The sequence below is a fragment of the Nocardia sp. NPDC056064 genome (assembly GCF_042266925.1).
GTDB lineage: Bacteria > Actinomycetota > Actinomycetes > Mycobacteriales > Mycobacteriaceae > Nocardia.
The window spans coordinates 2,689,943-2,707,945 of sequence record NZ_JBHJWO010000001.1 but is presented as its reverse complement, the minus strand read 5'-3'; the positions used below and the strand labels follow the sequence as shown (position 1 = coordinate 2,707,945).

Genomic DNA, 18,003 nt, shown 5'->3' with positions numbered 1-18,003 from the left:
GACGTGAGCAATGACGCCCGCGACACGGTGAGCGTGTTCGACCTGGCCAAGGCACTGCCCGGGATGGCCATGGAGGTCCCCGGCATGCTGCGCAACGCGCGCGGAATGCTGGTGGGGCCCAAGGACAAAGCCTCCATCGGCCTGTACTTCCAGCGGGTCGCGCACCGCCGCCCGGACCGGGTGTTCCTGCGGTTCGAGGGCAGTTCCTACACCTATCGGGCCGCCAACAGCGAGGTCAACCGGTATGCCGCGGTGCTGACCGCGCGCGGGGTGCGCCGCGGCGAGGTGGTCGGCGTGCTGATGACCAACCGGCCCGAGACGCTGTTCACCGTGCTCGCGGTGCTCAAGCTCGGCGCCACCGTGGGCCTGCTCAACTACAACCAGCGCGACCAGGTGCTCGCGCACAGCATCGGCCTGCTCGACAGCGTGCTCGACGTGGTCGGTGCCGAATGCGCCGAGGCGCTGGACTCGCTGCCCGAACCGGCCGCGAACGTGCTGCCCGCCGAGGAGCTGGCCGAGGCCGCGCGCACCGCCGCCGACGCCGACCCGGCCGTCTGCGCGCAGGTCACCGCGGGGGAGCGGGCCTTCCTGATCTTCACCTCCGGCACCACCGGGATGCCCAAGGCCAGCGTGATGACCCATCACCGCTGGACCAAGAGCATGTCCGGCCTCGGCGGGCTCGGGGTGCGGCTGCGCGCCGACGACGCCCTGTACTGCTGCCTGCCGCTCTATCACAACAACGCGCTCACGGTCGCGCTGTCGTCGGTGCTGGCCGGCGAGGCGACCTATGTGCTCAGCCGCAAGTTCTCCGCCTCGAACTTCTGGGACGAGATCGCCCGCGAGCGCGCGACCGCGTTCATCTACATCGGCGAACTGTGCCGCTACCTGCTCAATCAGCCGGTCCGCCCGGCCGAGCAGGGCAACCGGGTGCGCCTGGCCGTCGGCAACGGGCTGCGCCCGGAACTGTGGGACGAGTTCCGCCGCCGCTTCGGCATCGCGCGGGTGGTGGAGTTCTACGGCTCCAGCGAGGCGCCGCTGGCCTTCGTCAACGCCTTCGGTGTCGACCGCACCGCCGGGCTGTGCCCGCTGCCGTACGCGGTCGTGGAATACGACGACGAGACCGGCAAGGCCCGGCGCGGCCGCGACGGGAAGCTGCGCAAGGTGCGCTCGGGTGGCGTGGGGCTGCTGCTGGCCAAGGTGAACGATCGTCAGCCCTTCGACGGCTACACCGACAAGACGGCCTCGGAGTCCAAGCTCGTGCGCGACGGCTTCAAGAAGGGCGACTGCTGGTTCGACACCGGCGACCTGGTGCGCGACCAGCACTTCTGGCACATCGCCTTCGTCGACCGGCTCGGCGACACCTTCCGCTGGAAGGGCGAGAACGTGGCCACCACCGAGGTCGAGGGTGCCCTGGACCACGACGACCAGATCGAGCAGGCCGTGGTCTACGGCGTCGACATCCCCGGCACCGACGGCAAGGCGGGCATGGCCGCGGTCACCCTGCACCCCGATACCGAGTTCGACGGCCGCGCCCTGGCGTCCACCGCCTACGCGCGTCTGCCGCTCTACGCGGTGCCGCTGTTCGTGCGCGTGGTCGCGGAACTGGAGCAGACCTCCACCTTCAAGAGCCGCAAGGTGGAACTGCGCAAGCAGGGCTACACCCTGGACGACGAGAGTCAGCTCTACGTGCTGTCGGGCCCGTCGGAGGGCTATGTGCCCGCCTACGACGACTACGCCGCCGACGTCGCGGGCGGCCGAGCCCCGCGATAGCCCGGAATCGCCCGGAGACCGCAAGGTAACGTCTGATTTCGCATGAACACCGGTAACCCGTCGGGCACGCCCGAACCGCGACCAGCCACCGAACCGCCTGCCCGGCACGCCAGCGGCAGCGGCTCCGAGTCGTCGGCAAGAGTCGCGGAGAGGCGGGCGAGCCCCAGCTTGTGCGGGCGGGTGGTGCCGGGGGATCGGGCGCTGGTGATGGCGATCGTGAATCGCACGCCCGATTCCTTCTACGACCGCGGCGCCACCTTCACCGACGAGGCCGCCATGGACCGGGTGGCCAGGGCCGTCGACGAGGGCGCCGACCTGGTCGACATCGGCGGGGTGAAGGCGGGCCCGGGCGCCACCGTCGACGCGGCCGAGGAAACGCTGCGGGTGGTGCCGTTCGTCGCGGCGATCCGCGCGAAGTATCCCGACCTGTTGATCAGTGTGGACACCTGGCGCAGCGAGGTCGCGCGGGCGGCGGTGGCCGAGGGCGCCGAGCTGATCAACGACACCTGGGCGGGCGCCGACCCGGACCTGGTGCGGGTGGCGGCCGAGACCGGCGCGGGGATCGTGTGCAGTCACACCGGCGGCGCCGTCCCGCGGACCCGTCCGCACCGGGTGCGCTACACCGATGTGGTGGCCGAGGTGACCGCGACGGTGGTGGCCGCGGCCGAGCGCGCGGCCGCGGCGGGGGTGCGCCGGGACGGGATCGTGATCGATCCCACGCATGATTTCGGGAAGAACACCTATCACGGGCTCGAGTTGTTGCGCGGAATCGACAGTCTCGTAAAAACCGGATGGCCAGTCCTGATGGCACTGAGCAACAAGGATTTTATCGGGGAGACTCTAGGGGTAGGTCTCACCGAAAGGGTCGAGGGCACCTTGGCGGCCACCGCGTGGTCGGCCGCCGCGGGCGCTCGGATCTTCCGGGTTCACGAAGTCGCCGAAACCCGGCGGGTCGTGGACATGATCGCCGCGATCCAGGGCATCCGGCCCCCCGCACGAACTCTGCGAGGTCTGGCATGAAAATCCAACACCGCGAGCCCGCCTGGGCCACCACCCACACCTGGGACACCCCCGACTGGACAGTGGACGCACTCGTCGCCGCCAAGGCGGGCCGCACCGTCTCGGTGGTGCTGCCCGCGCTCAACGAACAGGACACCGTCGCCGACGTGGTGGCCAGTATCCGGCCGCTGCTCGGCACGCTCGTCGACGAACTGATCGTCCTCGATTCCGGCTCCACCGACGCCACCGCCGCCCGGGCCCGCGCCGCGGGCGCCGAGGTGATCACCCGCGAGGAAGCCGTCCCCGAACTCGAACCGCTGCCCGGCAAGGGCGAGGTGCTGTGGCGTTCGCTGGCCTGCACCACCGGCGACCTGATCGCCTTCGTCGACTCCGATCTCATCGACCCCGACCCCGCGTTCGTGCCCAAGCTGCTCGGGCCCCTGCTGACCACGCCGGACACGCACCTGTCCAAGGCGTACTACCGGCGCCCGCTGCGTCAGGGCGAGTCGGTGGACGCGCACGGCGGCGGCCGGGTCACCGAGCTGGTAGCGCGCCCGCTGCTGGCCGCGCTGCGCCCCGAACTGGCCCAGGTGCTCCAGCCCCTGGGCGGTGAGTACGCCGGCACCCGCGAGCTGCTCACGGCCGTGCCCTTCGCCCCCGGCTACGGGGTGGAGATCGGCCTGCTGCTCGACACCTACGACCGTCTCGGCCTCGACGCCATCACCCAGGTCAACCTGGGCGTGCGCACCCACCGCAACCGCCCCCTGTCCGACCTCGGCGTCATGAGCCGCCAGATCCTCGGCACCGCGCTGCGCCGCAGCGGCGTCCCCGACTCCGGCGCCGCCCTCACCCAGTTCCCGCTCATCGGCAACGAATTCATCCCCCACTCCACCGAGGTCTCCCTCGAGGACCGCCCCCCGATGAAAACCCTCCGCCCCGAACAGGTCGCCGCCTGACCGACGCCACCGCCGGTGCTAGACCTGGGTTCCGGCCGGTTCGGAACGGTAGGTCAGCACGGTGGCGGCCGTGAGGACGATCAGCAGGATCAGCGCCAGCAGCACCTGGGGGTGCAGTCCGAGGACGACCGGGTTGTCGAAGCCGGGGTCCTGGATTCCGGTGCCCGGGAAGGCAAGTGCGGCGAGCAAGCCCAGCCAGGGGGTCGCCAGGATCGCGCAGGCGGTGCGCAGACGCGCTCGCGTCAGGCCGTCGCGGACCACCAGTGCCGCGGCGATCACGCCGAGCAGGATCGACATCACGATGTACTGGGCGTCATGGAATTTCGCGTGCGGGGGCCAGGCGTCGTTGCGCAGGTGCTGCTCGGCGCTCGCCGGGATCAGGTAGTCGGCGAGCAGGGCGCCTGCCGCGGTGACGAGCGCAACCAGGACGACGAGAACGCGTGCGGTGGAAAGGGTTCGGGTGGGGGAAGTGCTCACGCGGTTCCTTGGAGGAAGTCGTCGACCACGTCGTCGACGTAGTCGAGGTCGAAGGTCCGGTCGGCGAGGAGCCGCCGGAAGAACAGGGGACCGAACAGGCGGTCCACCGCCCGGTCGATGTCCAGGCCGTCCGGGAGTTCGCCGCGTGCGACGGCGTCGGTCAGTACCGCCCGCACCACCCGGGTGCCCGACCGGTACAGCGCCTGCTTGATTCGTGCGAATTCCGGTTCGACGGCGGCCCTTTCGATCACCACGCGCATGGCCTGGTCGCTGCCGGGATCGTGCAGCATCGCCCGGGTACCCGCCAGTTCGCGGCGCAGGTCGGCGCGGAGGTCACCGGTGGGCTCGGACCGGGCCTGGGCGATGTGGCGGGTGAGGGTGGCGCGCACCAGATCGGTGGGCTCGGGCCAGATTCGGTACAGGGTCGCGCGGCTGATCCCGCTGCGGGTGGCGACCGCGCCGTGGGTGAGCCCGGCGAAGCCCTGTTCGATCAGCAGCTCCCTCGCGGCGGTGAGCGCGGTGTCGCGGCTGCGCACGGTGCGCGGATCGGGTGGACGCATCGAACCTCACTGTGAGACAGATTGTTTCGAACTTATGAAACAAACTGTATCAAAGCTTGGGCTGAGTGCAGAGGCCCTCGGGCCGCTCAGCGGTGCGGATGAATGGGGCCGTCGAGGTCGGCGAGGGGCCGGGCCGAGGCGGCGGTGCGGGTGGCGAGGATCTCGGCGAGGATGGAGATGGCGGTCTCCTCGGGGGTGTGGGCGGCGAGGTCCAGGCCGAGGGGGCTGTGGATGCGGGCGATATCAGCCGGGGCGCAACCGGATTCGCGCAGGCGCGCGGTGCGGTCGGCGTGGGCGCGGCGCGAGCCGAGGGCGCCGAGGAAGGCCAGGGGCAGGGGTAGGGCCGCGGCCAGCAGCGGGACATCGAACTTCGGGTCGTGGGTGAGCACGCAGACGACGGTGCGGTGGTCCAGGCGGCCCGCGCGGTGTTCGGATTCGAGATAGCGGTGCGGCCAGTCGACGACCACCTCGTGCGCGCCGGGGAATCGGGCCGGGGTGGTGAAGGTTTCGCGGGCGTCGACCACGGTGACGTGGTAGCCGAGCGGGGTGGCGGCGGCCGCGAGAGCGCGGGTGTAGTCGTCGGCACCGGCCAGGATCATCCGGGCGGGTGAGCGGAAGACCTGCACGAAGGTGCGGGGGCGCGTCGCCGCGGCGGGGGTGCAGTCCTGGGCGCCGACGATCCCGTGGCGCCCCGCGGCGAGCAGGGCGGCGGCGTCGCGGTCGAGATCGCGCCACGGTCGCCGGTGTCCCGGGGTCAGCAGCCTGCGGTCCGGCGTGGATTCGAGGGTGGTGGCCAGGGCGATCGGGCGGTGGGCGGTGAGCGCCGCGTCCAGCTCGCGCAGCAGGGAGACGGCGGTGTGGTCGAGACGTTCGACGAAGACCTCGATCTCGCCGCCACAGGGCAGCCCGACCGCGAACTCGTCGGCCGCGGCGAATCGTTCGGTGCTCGCGTGGCCGTCGCGCAGCACCTGTCCGGCGGTGTGCAGGACGGCGGCCTCGACACAGCCACCCGACAGCGAACCCAGCACCCGGCCGTCGCCGGTCACCGCCATCGCGGCCCCGGTCTCGCGCGGGCCGGCGTCGGTACGGTCGACGATCCTGGCCAGCGCCACCGGCTGGGCGGCGAGCAGTGCGAGCACCGGTCCGAGCAGTTCACGCATCGCGCACCGGCCTTCCCGCGGTCGCGGGGGACCGCTGCGACCAGCCTAGCTATCGCCGGGCATGCGCGCGCGCCGAGCGCGGGGGAGTGTCAGTCGAGGATTTCGCGGCGGTGCAGGCCGGCGGGGATGGTGCCCGCGTGGAAGAAGTCGCGGAAGACCTCCGTCGCGTGGTCGGCCGTGAACACCTCTTCCGGGTAGACGTAGGTGTCCTCGTCGCCGTGCGGCAGGTACACCGTGGGCAGGCCGAGGCGGCTGCCGGTGAGACCGAGGGTGTAGCGGCGGGTGACGTGGTCGATGGTGGTGCGCAGCTGTAGCGTCATCGCGCCCGCCGAGCCCGCGCAGTGCAGCGCGAGGTCTCCGCGGGCCGCGCTCACCGTCGCGGTGACGTCGGTGGCGGGCATCGGCTCGGGGAGCAGGGTCAGTTCGAGCGCGTAGCGCTGGTGCCCGTCCATCCGGCGTAGCGGGCGCAGGAAGCTGTCGACGTCCTCGTGCGGGCCGATGAAGACCTTCAGCCGGTCGCTGTAGGTGACGCGGTGCGTGGCGACGATGACCTCGTCGGCCACCGGCGCGGCCTCGAACGGGGGGACGGGGTGGGGGTCCGGGGTGCCTGCCGCGCGGACGGGCAGGACCCGGCACGCGCTGGCCTCGGGAGACGAGAACATGTGAAGCTCACCTACTCACACTCGGTTACTCGCTAGCAATCTAACCATCGTGGACGACATGTGATCCATAACAATACCGTGATGCAGATCACAAAGCATGGTTAGTTTAATTCCAGCTATGGATGAACCCGGGTCGTAGCCAACCTGGGGTCGGTTTCGTGCCGATAGACCGGGGTGAGCAGGTCCGCGTCTACCGGTTCTCCGGTCGTGCGGTCATACCGAACCGCAATCAACACCGAGAACAGCTGTGTGCTCGCGCGTTCGTGCAGGGTCGCGAGCCGGGTCGCCAGCAATCTGATCGCACCCAGTGAGCCGGGCGGATGCAGGCCGTCGATGAGCATGATGCTGCCGCGCCGGTCGGGGCGGGGCAGCCGGGCCAGGTAGGCGATGTCGTGCGGTTCGGTGCCGCCGGGCCGGTAGACACGCCGCGCGGCCCGGTCCTCGATGCCGCGCCGGGTGTCGCCCGCGCGGGTGACGGTGCGGCGCAGCCGGGGGTCGGCGACCACCAGCTGACGCAGGCTCGGTGAGAGCTCCGGGCCGCCGAGGATCACCAGGCCGTCGCGATTGAGATCGATCGGCCTGCCGGGCAGGAAGGTCTCCACCGTCGCCACGAAGCCGAGCTGGCGCAGGAGCTCGGCCAGGCGTTGCGGGGCGGCCGGATCGGGCGCGCCGAGCAGCCTGCCCGCCCGGACCTCCGGCGCGAGGACGGTCAGCGCGCCGTGCCCGAAGAACAGTCCCTCCGGCACGGGGCCCTGGGTGCTGACCTGATGGATCCGCGCGCGCGATAGGCCCGCCGCGGCGCCGATCCTGGCGAAAGTCCAGCCTTCGGCATGGAGTTCGCGGATCACGGCGCGCCGGATCCTGGTGAGTTCGTTGATGGTCTGCTGGGCAGCCGCCACCCCGTCGGTGGCCGCTTTGAGTCTCTCGACCTTGTCCTCGATCGCGAAGACTCTTGCCACGTCATCGGCCGACATGTGCGAAGTCTAGACAGCTCGACAGCATTCCGTGTCTATATCGGTTGACATCCAACTGTCCTGTGCGACAACGGGAATTCTCGCGATCTTGTCGGCAATCACAAGGATGCGAGGTCGGCACGGCAACACCGGGTGTGCGCGATCACGTGGCAAATGCCGACCGTGCGGTGTGTTCTGGGCTCAGGTGGCGTCGGAGTCGATCGGCGGGCGCTCGTTGTGCGTCAGCGGCTTCTGCAGCGACGGCGTCGATCCGCCGGGCATGCCGCTGCTGGTGCCGAAGAGCTGCTGCTTGTCGGGCACCGCGCTCTCCAGATCGCGCAGCACCGAATCGTCCCCACCCAGCAGGTGCTTGGTCACCGCGGCGCGCGGGCTCATCGACCGCAGCTCGTTGAGCTCGGCCAGCGGCTTGCGCAGCTCGTCGAACTCCGGCCCCAGCTCCTGCTTGAGCTGGCTGGTGGCCCCGCTGGCGTAGTCGCGCACCTGGCGCAGGGAACGGGTGGTCCAGCGCACGGCGCCGGGCAGGCGCTCCGGCCCGAGGATCACGAGGGCGGCGACGAGCAGGATCATCATCTCGCTCCACCCGATGTTGCTGAACACGAATCCAGGGTACCCGGCGCGCGACGCCGCTGGTCAGTCGGATTCGAGGGTGACCGGGACGTCCACCTGCCTGCCGTCGCGGATCAACTGCACGTTCACCTTGTCGCCGATCTTGTGCTGCTGGACGGCCACGACCAGCTCGTCGGGATTGGTGACCTCACGGTCGCCGATCTTCACGATCACATCGCCCTCGACGATGCCCGCCTTGGCCGCGGGCCCGTCCGGGGTGACATCGGCGACGGCGGCGCCGCTCATCACCTCGTTGGCCACGGTCTTGGTGCGTGCGGTCAGGCCGATCACCGGGTGGTGCATCTGGCCGTCGTTGATGAGCGTCTGGGCGACGTTCTGCATGACGTCGACCGGGATGGCGAAGCCCAGGCCCACCGAACCGCCGGTCTCGCTGCGGATGGCGGTGTTGATGCCGATCACGCGGCCCTGCATGTCGACCAGGGCGCCACCGGAGTTACCCGGGTTGATGGCGGCGTCGGTCTGCACGGCGTCGATGACGGCGTTGGTGTCGCTGCCCTCACCCGCCAGCTTCACCGGGCGGTGCAGGGCGCTGACGATGCCGGAGGTGACGGTCTTGCTCAGGCCCAGCGGGGAGCCGATGGCCAGCACGTCGTCGCCGACCTGCACGTCGGCGGATTTCCCGAGATTGGCGACGGTGAGGTTCTTGGCCTCCACCTTGAGCACGGCCAGGTCGGTCTTGGGATCGCGGCCGACGATCTGGGCGGGCACGCGGGTGCCGTCGGAGAACTGCACCTGGATGGCGGCGCGGTCGGACTTGTCGGTCGCGGCCATCGAGATGACGTGGTTGTTGGTGACGACATAGCCCTTGCCGTCGATCACCACACCCGAACCGGTGGCGCCGTTGTCGCCGACGGTGACCCGGATGGAGACCACCGAGGGCAGCACCGCGTTGGCGACCGCGGCGATGCGGCTGTGCGGCTCCTCGGTGCCGCCGGTCTGATCGAGGGTGACCTCGCGCGAGGTCAGGGTGGAGGCGGTCTCGGCGGTGATCCGCCCGACCAGCCCGCCCACCACGGCGATACCGAGCGCCAGGGCGGCCAGCACGGCCAGCGCCTTGGGCGCGACGGTGGAGCCGAACAGCACCTCGCGGGCGGTCAGTTTGGGCGCGTCGGGCGGGCGCTTGACCGGCGCGGCGGCGACGGCGGGAGCGCCGAGGCGGGCCGCGGCGGCCGGATCACGCCAGGGATCGACAGGGCCTGCGACGGCGGGGGAGTCCTCGGTGGCACCCGGCTCGCGCTGGAGCAGCTCGTCGGAACCCTCCGGCCGGGCGAACGCCTCGGCCAGCACGCCGTCGGGCGGGCGCTGGGTGACGAGCTGATCGGTCTCGGCGGGCCGATCGGTGGGCCGGGGTTCGTGCGGGGCGAACGAGCCGGACTGTCCGTTCGGACGGCGGAACGCGCGCGCGGTATGGCTGTCGATGTGCGGCCGGTACACCGGGCGCGGTCCGAGGTTCGGCGCGTCGGAGGGACGCAGGTTCCCCCGCTCCGCCCCCGAATCCGTGTGCTCGGTCGATCCGGAATTCGTCGATTCGCCTGTCACGTGTCGAGACTCTACTTGCGCCGCCAGGTTGTCCACCGGGTCGCGGTGAAGGAATCGGTGATGAATCCGAGAAACGCCTCGTTACGGCGCGGCGGCTGGGCCGGCGTGCCGGGCAGTTCGGCCAGCGGGATGCGGGTGAGACTGTCGTGCAGGCTGCGCGGCACGGCCACCTCGGCGGCGCGGCGCAGCGCGATGCGGGCCTGCTGCTGGGCGTCGACCTCGGCCGCGCACTCGGGGCAGACCGAAAGATGCTGGGCGGCACGCAGATACGCGTTCATCCGCAGCTCGCCGTCGACATAGGCCGCGACCGCCTCGCTGGCCAGGTGCTCGGTGGGCTGGAAGCGCGGCGATCGACCCGCCGCTCCGGGGTCCACACTCATGCGGAGATCATCCTTCCGACCGACATCGACCGACCAACCGGGGACACCACACCCGGCGTCACCCAGCGTAGGCGTCAGCGGAGTACCGCTGCTGTAGTTCCATTATGCGCAAGGTGCTCGCGCAGTGCCTGCCGCCCACGGTGGATCCGGCTGCGCACGGTACCCAGCTTGACGCCGAGCGTCGCGCCGATCTCCTCGTAGGACAGGCCCTCGATGTCACACAGCACCACCGCGGCGCGGAACTCCGGTGCCAGCGCGTCGAGTGCTTTCTGCAGGTCGGGGTCGAGGCGCGCGTCGTGGTAGGCGTCCTCGGGGGTGGGGCCCTCGGCGGGCACCCGGTCGTAGTCCTCGGGTAAGGCTTCCATCCGGATGCGGTTGCGGCGGCGCACCATGTCCAGGAACAGGTTGGTGGTGATGCGGTGCAGCCAGCCCTCGAAGGTGCCCGGCTGGTAGCTCTGCAGCGAGCGGAAGACCCGGATGAAGGTCTCCTGGGTGAGGTCCTCGGCGTCCTGGGCGTCGCCGGAGAGGCGGTAGGCCAGGCGGTAGACCCGGTCGGCGTGTTCGCGGACCAATTCGTCCCAGGAGGGCATGACCGTGCGGTCACCGGTCGCGTCGAACGCGGCGGTGCCGGTGAGCTCGGCATCGAGGATCTCGCCCTCGGCGGCGAAGTCTGCGGGGAGGGTGTGATCGGGCAGTGTGGCGTTCGGACGCGCCGTGTCTACCATCGGGATGGGACACCTCCTACTCGGGACCGCCGGCACGAGGCCTGCCGGTCCGGGTCAGCGAACCTTGCTTACCGGAATCAACCAGCATCGGTGTGTGGTTGTTCCCGTCTCGTGCCCGCCGCGATCGGCTGGCCTTGCGTAGGGCAACTATTTCCTGTCGCGATATGGGACAGGTGTGGGGATCCTGAGTGTGGCCTGAGAATCGACATTTCGCCGCACCCGCGCCTTCGCTGAATACACAGACCCCCTCGGTGGCCTAGCCTCTTAGCTGTGGCATCGAACGTGGAGCGGAACCTGGCGTACGTGGAGGAGTCCGTCGTCGAGGACGAGGTCCTCCTCGAGGCGCGGGAGCGGGCCACCGAACTGGGGGCAGCGCCCGTGCCCGCCTCGGTCGGCGCGGTGCTGAGCATGTACGCGCAGATGCTGGGCGCCCGCGCGGTCGTCGAAGTGGGCACCGGCGCCGGCATCAGCGGGTTATGGCTGCTCGACGGCATGCGTGAGGACGGCACCCTCACCACCATCGATTCCGAGCCCGAGCATCAGCGCGCCGCCAAGGAGGCCTTCCGCACCGCCGACATCCCGCCCGCGCGCACCCGGCTGATCAACGGCCGCGCGCTCGACGTGCTGCCCCGGCTGGCCGACGGCGCCTACGACCTGGTCTTCGTCGACGCCGCGCCGATGGAACACCTGCACTATGTGGAGCAGGGCGTGCGACTACTGCGCGAAGGCGGCGCCATCATCCTGCACAACGCGCTGCTCGGCGGGCGTGTCCCCGACCCGGCCCAGCGCGACCCGGCCACCACGGCGGTGCGCGCCGCCACCCGCGCCATCGCCGAGAATCCCGACCTGACCAGCGTCCTCATCCCCATCGGCGACGGACTCCTCTGCGCCTCGCGGTGTTGAGGCGAACCCGCGGCGCCAGCCGCCGTGATTCGGCTCAGCCGACCCAGATGCCCTTGCCTACGGTGACCACCCCGCCGTTGCTCACCGCGAAGCGCTCGCGGTCGCGGTCCAGGTCGACACCGATGATCTCGCCCTCGCCGACCACCACGTTCTTGTCCAGGATGGCGTGGCGCACCACCGCGCCGCGCCCGATCCGCACCCCGGGCATCAGCACGCTGCCCTCCACGGTGGCGCCGTCGTCGATCATCACGTTCGAGCTGAGCACCGAGTTGCGCACGGTGGCCGCCGACAGGATCGAGCCGGACCCCACGATCGACTCCTGCGCCAGCCCGCCCTGGGCGAACTTGGCCGGGGGCAGGTTCTCGGCGGCGCCGCGGATGGGCCAGTGCTTGTTGTAGAGGTTGAACACCGGGTGCACCGAGACCAGGTCCATGTGCGCCTCGTAGAAGGCGTCGATGGTGCCGACGTCACGCCAGTAGCCGCGGTCGCGGTCGGTCGCGCCGGGCACCTCGTTGTCGGCGAAGTCGTAGACGGCGGCCTGGCCCGCGGCCACCAGTGCCGGGATGATGTCGCCGCCCATGTCGTGGTCGGAATCGGAGTTCTCGGCGTCGGCGCGGATGGCCTCGACCAGCACGCGGGTGGTGAACACGTAGTTGCCCATCGAGGCGAAGGTGACGTTCGGGTCGTCGGGCGTGCCGGGCGGGTGCGCGGGTTTCTCCAGGAACTGGGTGATCCGGCCGGACTCGTCGGAGTCGATACAGCCGAACGCGCTCGCCTCGCTGCGCGGCACCCGGATACCCGCCACGGTGACACCCGCGCCGGAGGCGATGTGGCTGGCGACCATCTGCTCCGGGTCCATCCGGTACACGTGGTCGGCGCCGAAGACCACGATGTAGTCGGGGTCCTCGTCGTAGATCAGGTTGAGCGACTGCATGATCGCGTCGGCGCTGCCGGTGTACCAGCGCGGCCCGAGCCGCTGCTGGGCGGGCACCGGGGTGATGTACTCGCCGGTGAACCCGGACAGCCGCCAGGTCTGGGAGATGTGGCGGTCCAGCGAGTGCGACTTGTACTGGGTGAGCACGCACAGGCGCAGATAGCCCGCGTTGACCAGATTGCTGAGCACGAAATCGATCAGCCGGTAGGCGCCACCGAACGGCACCGCGGGCTTGGCGCGGTCTGCCGTGAGCGGAAACAGTCGTTTGCCCTCGCCACCGGCGAGCACGATCCCGAGTACGTGCGGCTGGCTCCTCACCCTGCTCAAAGTACAGGTCCGCGCAGGCGTCGGTGGCTCATGTCGACCCGACGGTCTAATTTGGACCGGTGAGTTCTGGCACCGACACCGAGCAGGCGCGGGCCGACGCGTTGCGCGTCGCCGTGCTGACCCGGGAATACCCGCCGGAGGTGTACGGCGGGGCGGGCGTGCACGTCACCGAACTCACCGCGCGGCTGCGCGCGTTGTGCGCGGTGACGGTGCACTGCATGGGCGCGCCGCGCCCCGGCGCGGTGGTGCACCGGCCCGATCCCGAGCTCGCCGCGGCCAATGCCGCGTTGCGGATGATGTCGGCCCAGTTGCGCATGGCCGACGCGGCGGGCGGCGTCGAAGTGGTCCACTCGCACACCTGGTACGCGGGCCTGGCCGGGCATCTGGCGGCCGCGCTCTACGACATCCCGCACGTGCTCACCGCGCATTCGCTCGAGCCGCGCAGGCCGTGGAAGGCCGAGCAGCTCGGCGGCGGCTACCGGCTGTCGTCGTGGTCGGAGCGCACCGCGATGGAGAACGCCGACGCGATCATCGCCGTCAGCGCGGGCATGCGCCACGACGTACTCGACGCCTACCCGGCGATCGACCCCGCGCGAGTGCACGTGGTGCACAACGGGATCGACGCGACCGTCTGGCATCCCGGCCCGCCCGCGCCGGGGGAGACAACGGTGCTGGAGCGCCTCGGGGTGCGTCCGGACCTGCCGATCGTCTCGTTCGTCGGACGGATCACCCGGCAGAAGGGCGTCGGCCACCTGCTCGCCGCCGCCCACGATTTCGACCCCGACATCCAGCTGGTGCTGTGCGCGGGCGCGGCCGACACCCCCGAACTCGAGCAGGAGGTCGCCACGGCGGTCGACGAGCTGCACCGCCGCCGCGGCAAGGTGTTCTGGGTGCAGGAGATGCTGCCCACCGAGCAGGTGCGCCAGATCCTGGCCGCCTCGGCGGTCTTCGTGTGCCCGTCGGTCTACGAGCCGCTCGGCATCGTCAACCTGGAGGCGATGGCCTGTGCCACCGCGGTGGTGGCCTCCGATGTGGGCGGGATTCCCGAGGTGGTCGCCGACGGGGTCACCGGCACGCTGGTGCACTACGCCGCCGACGAGCCGGAGGTCTACGAACGCGGGCTGGCCATGGCGGTGAACGCGGTGACGAGTGATCCGGCGCTGGCGGTGCGCTACGGCGAGGCCGGGCGGGCACGGGCCATCGCGGAATTCGACTGGGCCAAGATCGCCGAGGACACCGTGGCGGTGTATCGCAGCGTCCTGCGCTGAGCCCTCAGGAATTCGGCGCGTAGACCGAGACCGTCACCGACGCGGTGACTTCGGTGATGTCCGGGAGCGCGGCGATACGCGGGTCGTCGGCGGGGGTGCCGTGGAAGGCCGACGGGCCCATGGCGACCACGTTCGTCACATCGGCGCGGGTGAGTTTCATCGGGAACTCGACGAGGGTGTGCTCGGTGCGGGTGAAGGTGCCCGCGAGGGAGTCGGCCAGGCGCCGGTCCTTGTCGGGGTCGACGCGGACCATGCCGAGCGGGCCGATCAGCTCGCCCAGATGCCGGTCGGTGGGGGTGACCACCACGAAGCGGCCGCCGGGCGCCAGGACGCGGGCGATCTCGGCGGGGTTGCGCGGGGCGAAGACCGAGAGCACGCCGGTGAGGCAGTGATCGCGGACCGGCAGGCCGCGCCAGGCATCGGCCAGGATCGAGGCCATGCGCGGGTGCGCGCGGGCGGCCCGGCGCGCGGCCGGTTTGGACACGTCCAGGGCGATGCCGAAGGAGTCCGGCCGGGCATCGAGCACCGAGGCCAGGTAGTAGCCGGTGCCCGCGCCGATCTCGAGCACGACGTCGTCGGCAGGGGCGAGCCCGTCGGCGGTGGCCGTGGCGATGGGGGCGTAGTGGCCTGCGCCCTGGAAGGCCGCGCGGGCGTCGAGCATGGCGGCGGTGTCGCCGGTCATCTTGGTCGAGGCCCCGGTCAGCAGCCCGACATAACCCTGGCGGGCGATGTCGAAGCTGTGCCCGGTCGCGCAGCGCAGCGCGGTGTCGCGCTGATGCAGTGCGGCGCCGCACTCCGGGCAAGCCAGGAGTGCGGCGACCGTGTCGAGCGCTGTCAGCTGGTGACGCTCTTCAGTTCGTCACCGAGCGCCGCAGCCTCGTCCGGCGTGAGTTCGACGACCAGACGCCCGCCACCCTCGAGTGGAACCCGCATGACGATTCCACGACCTTCCTTGGTTGCCTCGAGGGGACCGTCCCCGGTACGGGGCTTCATGGCCGCCATCCTCTGCTCCCTCCAGATCTGCGCGGTCTGTCTGCGCACTGTTTCTCGTCTGCCGGTTGTCGCCAACCAGCGGGCTCGCCGGGTGTTCGGCGGGCCACACCGGTCCTATTCTTCCCTATTGCCCGCGCGGGCGGACACCTGAGTAGGAAATGTGACTCTCGAGTCGGTTCCGTCCGGCGTGGGGCGTACCCAGCAAACTTCCAGGTGGTCGTCCACCATCCCGGTCGCCTGCATCAGGGCGTACGCCGTCGTCGGGCCGACGAAAGCGAAGCCCCGGCGCTTCAATTCCTTTGCCAGAGCAACGGATTCGGGTGTGGTCGCGGGCACATCCGCGAGGGTGGCCGGTCGCGGGCGTGGCGCGGGTGCGAACGACCACACCAGCTCGTCCAGGCCCACCGGCAGGTCGCGAGCAACCCGGGCATTGGTGATGGCCGCGTCGATCTTGGCGCGATTGCGGACGATGCCGGTGTCGGCGAGCAGCCGGGCGCGATCGTCGTCACCGAACTCGGCCACCTTCGCGATCTCGAACCCGGCGAAGGCCGCGCGGAAGGCGGGCCGCTTGCGCAGGATGGTGATCCAGGCCAGCCCCGACTGGAACGCCTCGAGGCACAGGCGCTCGAACAGGGCGTCGTCACCGTGCAGGGGCACGCCCCACTCGGTGTCGTGGTAGTCGCGGTAGAGCTGGGAGCCGGTCGACCAGCCGCAGCGGACCAGTCCGTCGTCGGCGGGCTCGCTCACGGGCGTTCCTGGCTGGCCATGACCTGCGCCTGCCAGTGCCGCGCCTGGGCCAGCTCGAGCTCCAGTTCGTCGATGCGCTCGGCCAGCCTGCCCAGCGCCCAGTCGACCTCCCCGGCCTTGTAACCGCGCACCACCTGCTGAAACCGCAGCGCCCGCACATCGGCCCCGGTGACGCCCTGCGCGGGCAGCACGGTGGCCGTGGTCCCCTCGGGCAGCGGCCCGAGCTCCTCGGACCGCCCGAACACCGCACTCGCGACGAGGAACAGCATCGCCGCCACCAACCCGACGATGAGCACGTATAGAAGCAGCGTCAGCATGGGTCCAGCCTAGGCACCCCCACCGACAACCCCCGAATCAGAGATGGCGGGTGGTGTCGATGCCCAGGGACATGCCCGCCAGGCCGCGCTTGCGGACGGCGAGCTTGTCGGCCACGCCGCGCAGGGCGACGGCGGCCGGGTTCTCCGGCTCGCCGAGCACGATCGGGGTGCCCGCGTCGCCGCCCTCGCGCAGGGCCTGCTCGATCGGGATCTGGCCCAGCAGCGGCACCGTCGAACCGACGGCGCGGGTCAGCCGGTCGGCGACCACCTGGCCGCCGCCGGAGCCGTAGAGCTCCATGCGGGAGCCGTCGGGCAGGTCCAGCCAGGACATGTTCTCCACCACGCCCGCGATGCGCTGACGCGTCTGCAGGGCGATGGCGCCCGCGCGCTCGGCCACCTCGGCGGCGGCGATCTGCGGGGTGGTGACCACCAGGATCTCGGCGTTGGGGATCAGCTGGGCGATGGAGATGGCGACGTCACCGGTGCCGGGCGGCAGGTCGAGCAGCAGCACGTCCAGGTCGCCCCAGAACACGTCGGCCAGGAACTGCTGCAGCGCGCGATGCAGCATCGGACCGCGCCACACCACCGGCGTGTTGCCCGAGGTGAACTGCGCGATCGAGATCATCTTCACGTTGTGCGCGACCGGTGGCAGGATCATCCGCTCGACCTGGGTGGGCTTGGCGTCGGAGCCGAGCATGCGCGGAATCGAGTGACCGTAGATGTCGGCGTCGAGCACACCCACCGACAGGCCGCGCTCGGCCAGCGCGACGGCGAGGTTGGCGGTGACACTGGACTTGCCGACGCCACCCTTGCCGGAGGCGACCGCGTACACGCGGGTCAGCGAGCCCGGCTGGGCGAAGGGGACCACCGGCTCGGCCGAATCACCGCGCAGCGACTTGCGCAGCTCGGTGCGCTGCTCGTCGCTCATCACGTCGAGATCGACCGTCACCGCGCCCGCCCCGGGCACATCCGCGACGGCCTTGGTCACACGCTGCACGATCTCGGTCCGCAACGGGCATCCGGACGTGGTCAGATACACCTCGACATGCACATCACCGCTGTCGGCGATGGCGATGGACTTCACCATGCCCAACTCGGTGATCGGCTTGCGGATCTCCGGATCGTCGACCTTCGCGAGCGCCGCCCGCACATCCGCTTCCGTAATCACTGCCATACGACCGATATTATGCTGCGCGGAATCCGGCAACCCCCGTGGCCTGTTCGTGACCCTTCATCACCGGCGGTCCCGCGCCCGCTGCCGCTCGACGGCGGCGGCGAAGTCCGGATGCGCCGAAACGATCAGCCGATGATCCGCCGGATCCATCCACACATCCGCGAAATACCCCGACCGGCTCCACGCCAGCAGCGCGGCCAGCAGCGCGAGCGGAAAACACCCCGGCACCACAGCCACCGCCAGCGGCACATACGCCGCCTCGAACTCCAGCGCCCGCGCGACGACAACACCCACGATCGTCAACGGAACCAGCAGCGCCGCGACCACCGCGACCCACCGGAACCGCCTGACATCCTCCAGACAGAGCTCACAGGCCGGACACTCGAACCGGACCCGCGCCTCGACCGCCCCCCGCCGTCCCGGCCCCATGGACCGCACCATCGCCCGAACCGTCGGCATCTCCGACATGGGCCCACTGGAATTCACCGTACAAACCCGCGTCGCCCCCGCC

The 18,003-nt window shown here is 70.6% G+C and carries 21 protein-coding genes; 5 read left to right on the top strand and 16 right to left on the bottom strand.

Going from position 1 to position 18,003, the window contains the following annotated elements:
• The first annotated feature begins 3 nt into the window (after positions 1–3).
• From ACFC06_RS12390 to ACFC06_RS12380, 3 genes are all read left to right on the top strand, one after another.
• Positions 4–1,770, top strand: a complete 1,767-nt coding sequence (locus tag ACFC06_RS12390; protein WP_375929833.1) for a long-chain-acyl-CoA synthetase — start codon at positions 4–6, stop codon at positions 1,768–1,770.
• Positions 1,771–1,974: 204 nt separating this feature from the next.
• Entirely contained in the window at positions 1,975–2,790 is an 816-nt protein-coding gene (gene folP / locus ACFC06_RS12385) for a dihydropteroate synthase (protein WP_375935430.1), read from the top strand.
• Positions 2,787–3,725: a glucosyl-3-phosphoglycerate synthase gene (locus tag ACFC06_RS12380; protein WP_375929832.1), complete on the top strand. Its 939-nt coding sequence runs from the start codon at positions 2,787–2,789 to the stop codon at positions 3,723–3,725. Before folP ends, ACFC06_RS12380 begins: the two co-directional genes overlap by 4 nt.
• Positions 3,726–3,743: 18 nt before the next feature.
• Here the strand turns inward: ACFC06_RS12380 and ACFC06_RS12375 are convergent, their stop codons facing one another.
• The 9 genes from ACFC06_RS12375 to sigE all read right to left on the bottom strand — a co-directional run bounded on the left by ACFC06_RS12375 (position 3,744) and on the right by sigE (position 10,829).
• Entirely contained in the window at positions 3,744–4,202 is a 459-nt protein-coding gene (locus ACFC06_RS12375) for a DUF6640 family protein (RefSeq protein ID WP_375929831.1), read from the bottom strand.
• Positions 4,199–4,762: a TetR/AcrR family transcriptional regulator gene (locus ACFC06_RS12370; protein WP_375929830.1), complete on the bottom strand. Its 564-nt coding sequence runs from the start codon at positions 4,760–4,762 to the stop codon at positions 4,199–4,201. Before ACFC06_RS12370 ends, ACFC06_RS12375 begins: the two co-directional genes overlap by 4 nt.
• Positions 4,763–4,848: 86 nt before the next feature.
• Positions 4,849–5,922 carry an XdhC family protein gene (locus tag ACFC06_RS12365; protein ID WP_375929829.1) on the bottom strand — a complete coding sequence of 358 codons (1,074 nt, stop codon included), beginning with the start codon at positions 5,920–5,922 and terminating at the stop codon, positions 4,849–4,851.
• An 89-nt stretch (positions 5,923–6,011) separates the two neighbouring features.
• Positions 6,012–6,584, bottom strand: a complete 573-nt coding sequence (locus ACFC06_RS12360; protein WP_375929828.1) for a hypothetical protein — start codon at positions 6,582–6,584, stop codon at positions 6,012–6,014.
• Positions 6,585–6,700: 116 nt separating this feature from the next.
• Positions 6,701–7,558: a hypothetical protein gene (locus tag ACFC06_RS12355; protein ID WP_278263229.1), complete on the bottom strand. Its 858-nt coding sequence runs from the start codon at positions 7,556–7,558 to the stop codon at positions 6,701–6,703.
• Positions 7,559–7,738: 180 nt separating this feature from the next.
• Complete coding sequence (gene tatB, locus ACFC06_RS12350) at positions 7,739–8,155, bottom strand: Sec-independent protein translocase protein TatB (RefSeq protein ID WP_375929827.1); 417 nt, start codon at positions 8,153–8,155, stop codon at positions 7,739–7,741.
• 33 nt (positions 8,156–8,188) lie between these two features.
• Positions 8,189–9,724 carry a S1C family serine protease gene (locus ACFC06_RS12345; protein WP_375929826.1) on the bottom strand — a complete coding sequence of 512 codons (1,536 nt, stop codon included), beginning with the start codon at positions 9,722–9,724 and terminating at the stop codon, positions 8,189–8,191.
• An 11-nt stretch (positions 9,725–9,735) separates the two neighbouring features.
• Entirely contained in the window at positions 9,736–10,104 is a 369-nt protein-coding gene (locus ACFC06_RS12340; RefSeq protein ID WP_375929825.1) for a hypothetical protein, read from the bottom strand.
• Positions 10,105–10,178: 74 nt separating this feature from the next.
• The gene (gene sigE / locus ACFC06_RS12335; RefSeq protein ID WP_375929824.1) at positions 10,179–10,829 is read right to left on the bottom strand and encodes an RNA polymerase sigma factor SigE; all 651 of its coding nucleotides are present in this window, start codon (positions 10,827–10,829) and stop codon (positions 10,179–10,181) included.
• A gap of 270 nt (positions 10,830–11,099) precedes the next feature.
• Here sigE and ACFC06_RS12330 point away from each other — a divergent pair, with 270 nt between their 5' ends.
• Positions 11,100–11,732 carry an O-methyltransferase gene (locus ACFC06_RS12330; RefSeq protein ID WP_375929823.1) on the top strand — a complete coding sequence of 211 codons (633 nt, stop codon included), beginning with the start codon at positions 11,100–11,102 and terminating at the stop codon, positions 11,730–11,732.
• Between the two features lie 34 nt (positions 11,733–11,766).
• On the opposite strand, the gene glgC is transcribed toward ACFC06_RS12330, so the two are convergent.
• The gene (glgC, locus tag ACFC06_RS12325) at positions 11,767–12,984 is read right to left on the bottom strand and encodes a glucose-1-phosphate adenylyltransferase (RefSeq protein ID WP_375929822.1); all 1,218 of its coding nucleotides are present in this window, start codon (positions 12,982–12,984) and stop codon (positions 11,767–11,769) included.
• 110 nt (positions 12,985–13,094) lie between these two features.
• Between glgC and glgA the strand changes: the two genes are divergently transcribed.
• Positions 13,095–14,261 carry a glycogen synthase gene (gene glgA, locus ACFC06_RS12320; protein WP_375935427.1) on the top strand — a complete coding sequence of 389 codons (1,167 nt, stop codon included), beginning with the start codon at positions 13,095–13,097 and terminating at the stop codon, positions 14,259–14,261.
• A gap of 4 nt (positions 14,262–14,265) precedes the next feature.
• Here glgA and ACFC06_RS12315 read toward each other — a convergent pair whose 3' ends face one another.
• From ACFC06_RS12315 to ACFC06_RS12290, 6 genes are all read right to left on the bottom strand, one after another.
• Positions 14,266–15,099, bottom strand: coding sequence for a putative RNA methyltransferase (locus tag ACFC06_RS12315; RefSeq protein ID WP_375935424.1), 834 nt, complete (start codon positions 15,097–15,099; stop codon positions 14,266–14,268).
• Complete coding sequence (locus ACFC06_RS12310) at positions 15,096–15,263, bottom strand: DUF3117 domain-containing protein (RefSeq protein ID WP_011211259.1); 168 nt, start codon at positions 15,261–15,263, stop codon at positions 15,096–15,098. The genes ACFC06_RS12315 and ACFC06_RS12310 overlap by 4 nt, the downstream gene beginning before the upstream one ends.
• Positions 15,264–15,368: 105 nt before the next feature.
• A complete protein-coding gene (locus tag ACFC06_RS12305; protein WP_375929821.1) occupies positions 15,369–16,001 on the bottom strand; it encodes a DNA-3-methyladenine glycosylase I in 633 nt (210 codons plus the stop codon).
• Entirely contained in the window at positions 15,998–16,318 is a 321-nt protein-coding gene (locus ACFC06_RS12300; RefSeq protein ID WP_278263238.1) for a DivIVA domain-containing protein, read from the bottom strand. Before ACFC06_RS12300 ends, ACFC06_RS12305 begins: the two co-directional genes overlap by 4 nt.
• A 37-nt stretch (positions 16,319–16,355) precedes the next feature.
• Positions 16,356–17,492, bottom strand: coding sequence for an Mrp/NBP35 family ATP-binding protein (locus ACFC06_RS12295; RefSeq protein WP_375929820.1), 1,137 nt, complete (start codon positions 17,490–17,492; stop codon positions 16,356–16,358).
• Between the two features lie 60 nt (positions 17,493–17,552).
• Entirely contained in the window at positions 17,553–17,819 is a 267-nt protein-coding gene (locus ACFC06_RS12290; protein ID WP_375929819.1) for a hypothetical protein, read from the bottom strand.
• Positions 17,820–18,003: the final 184 nt, after the last annotated feature.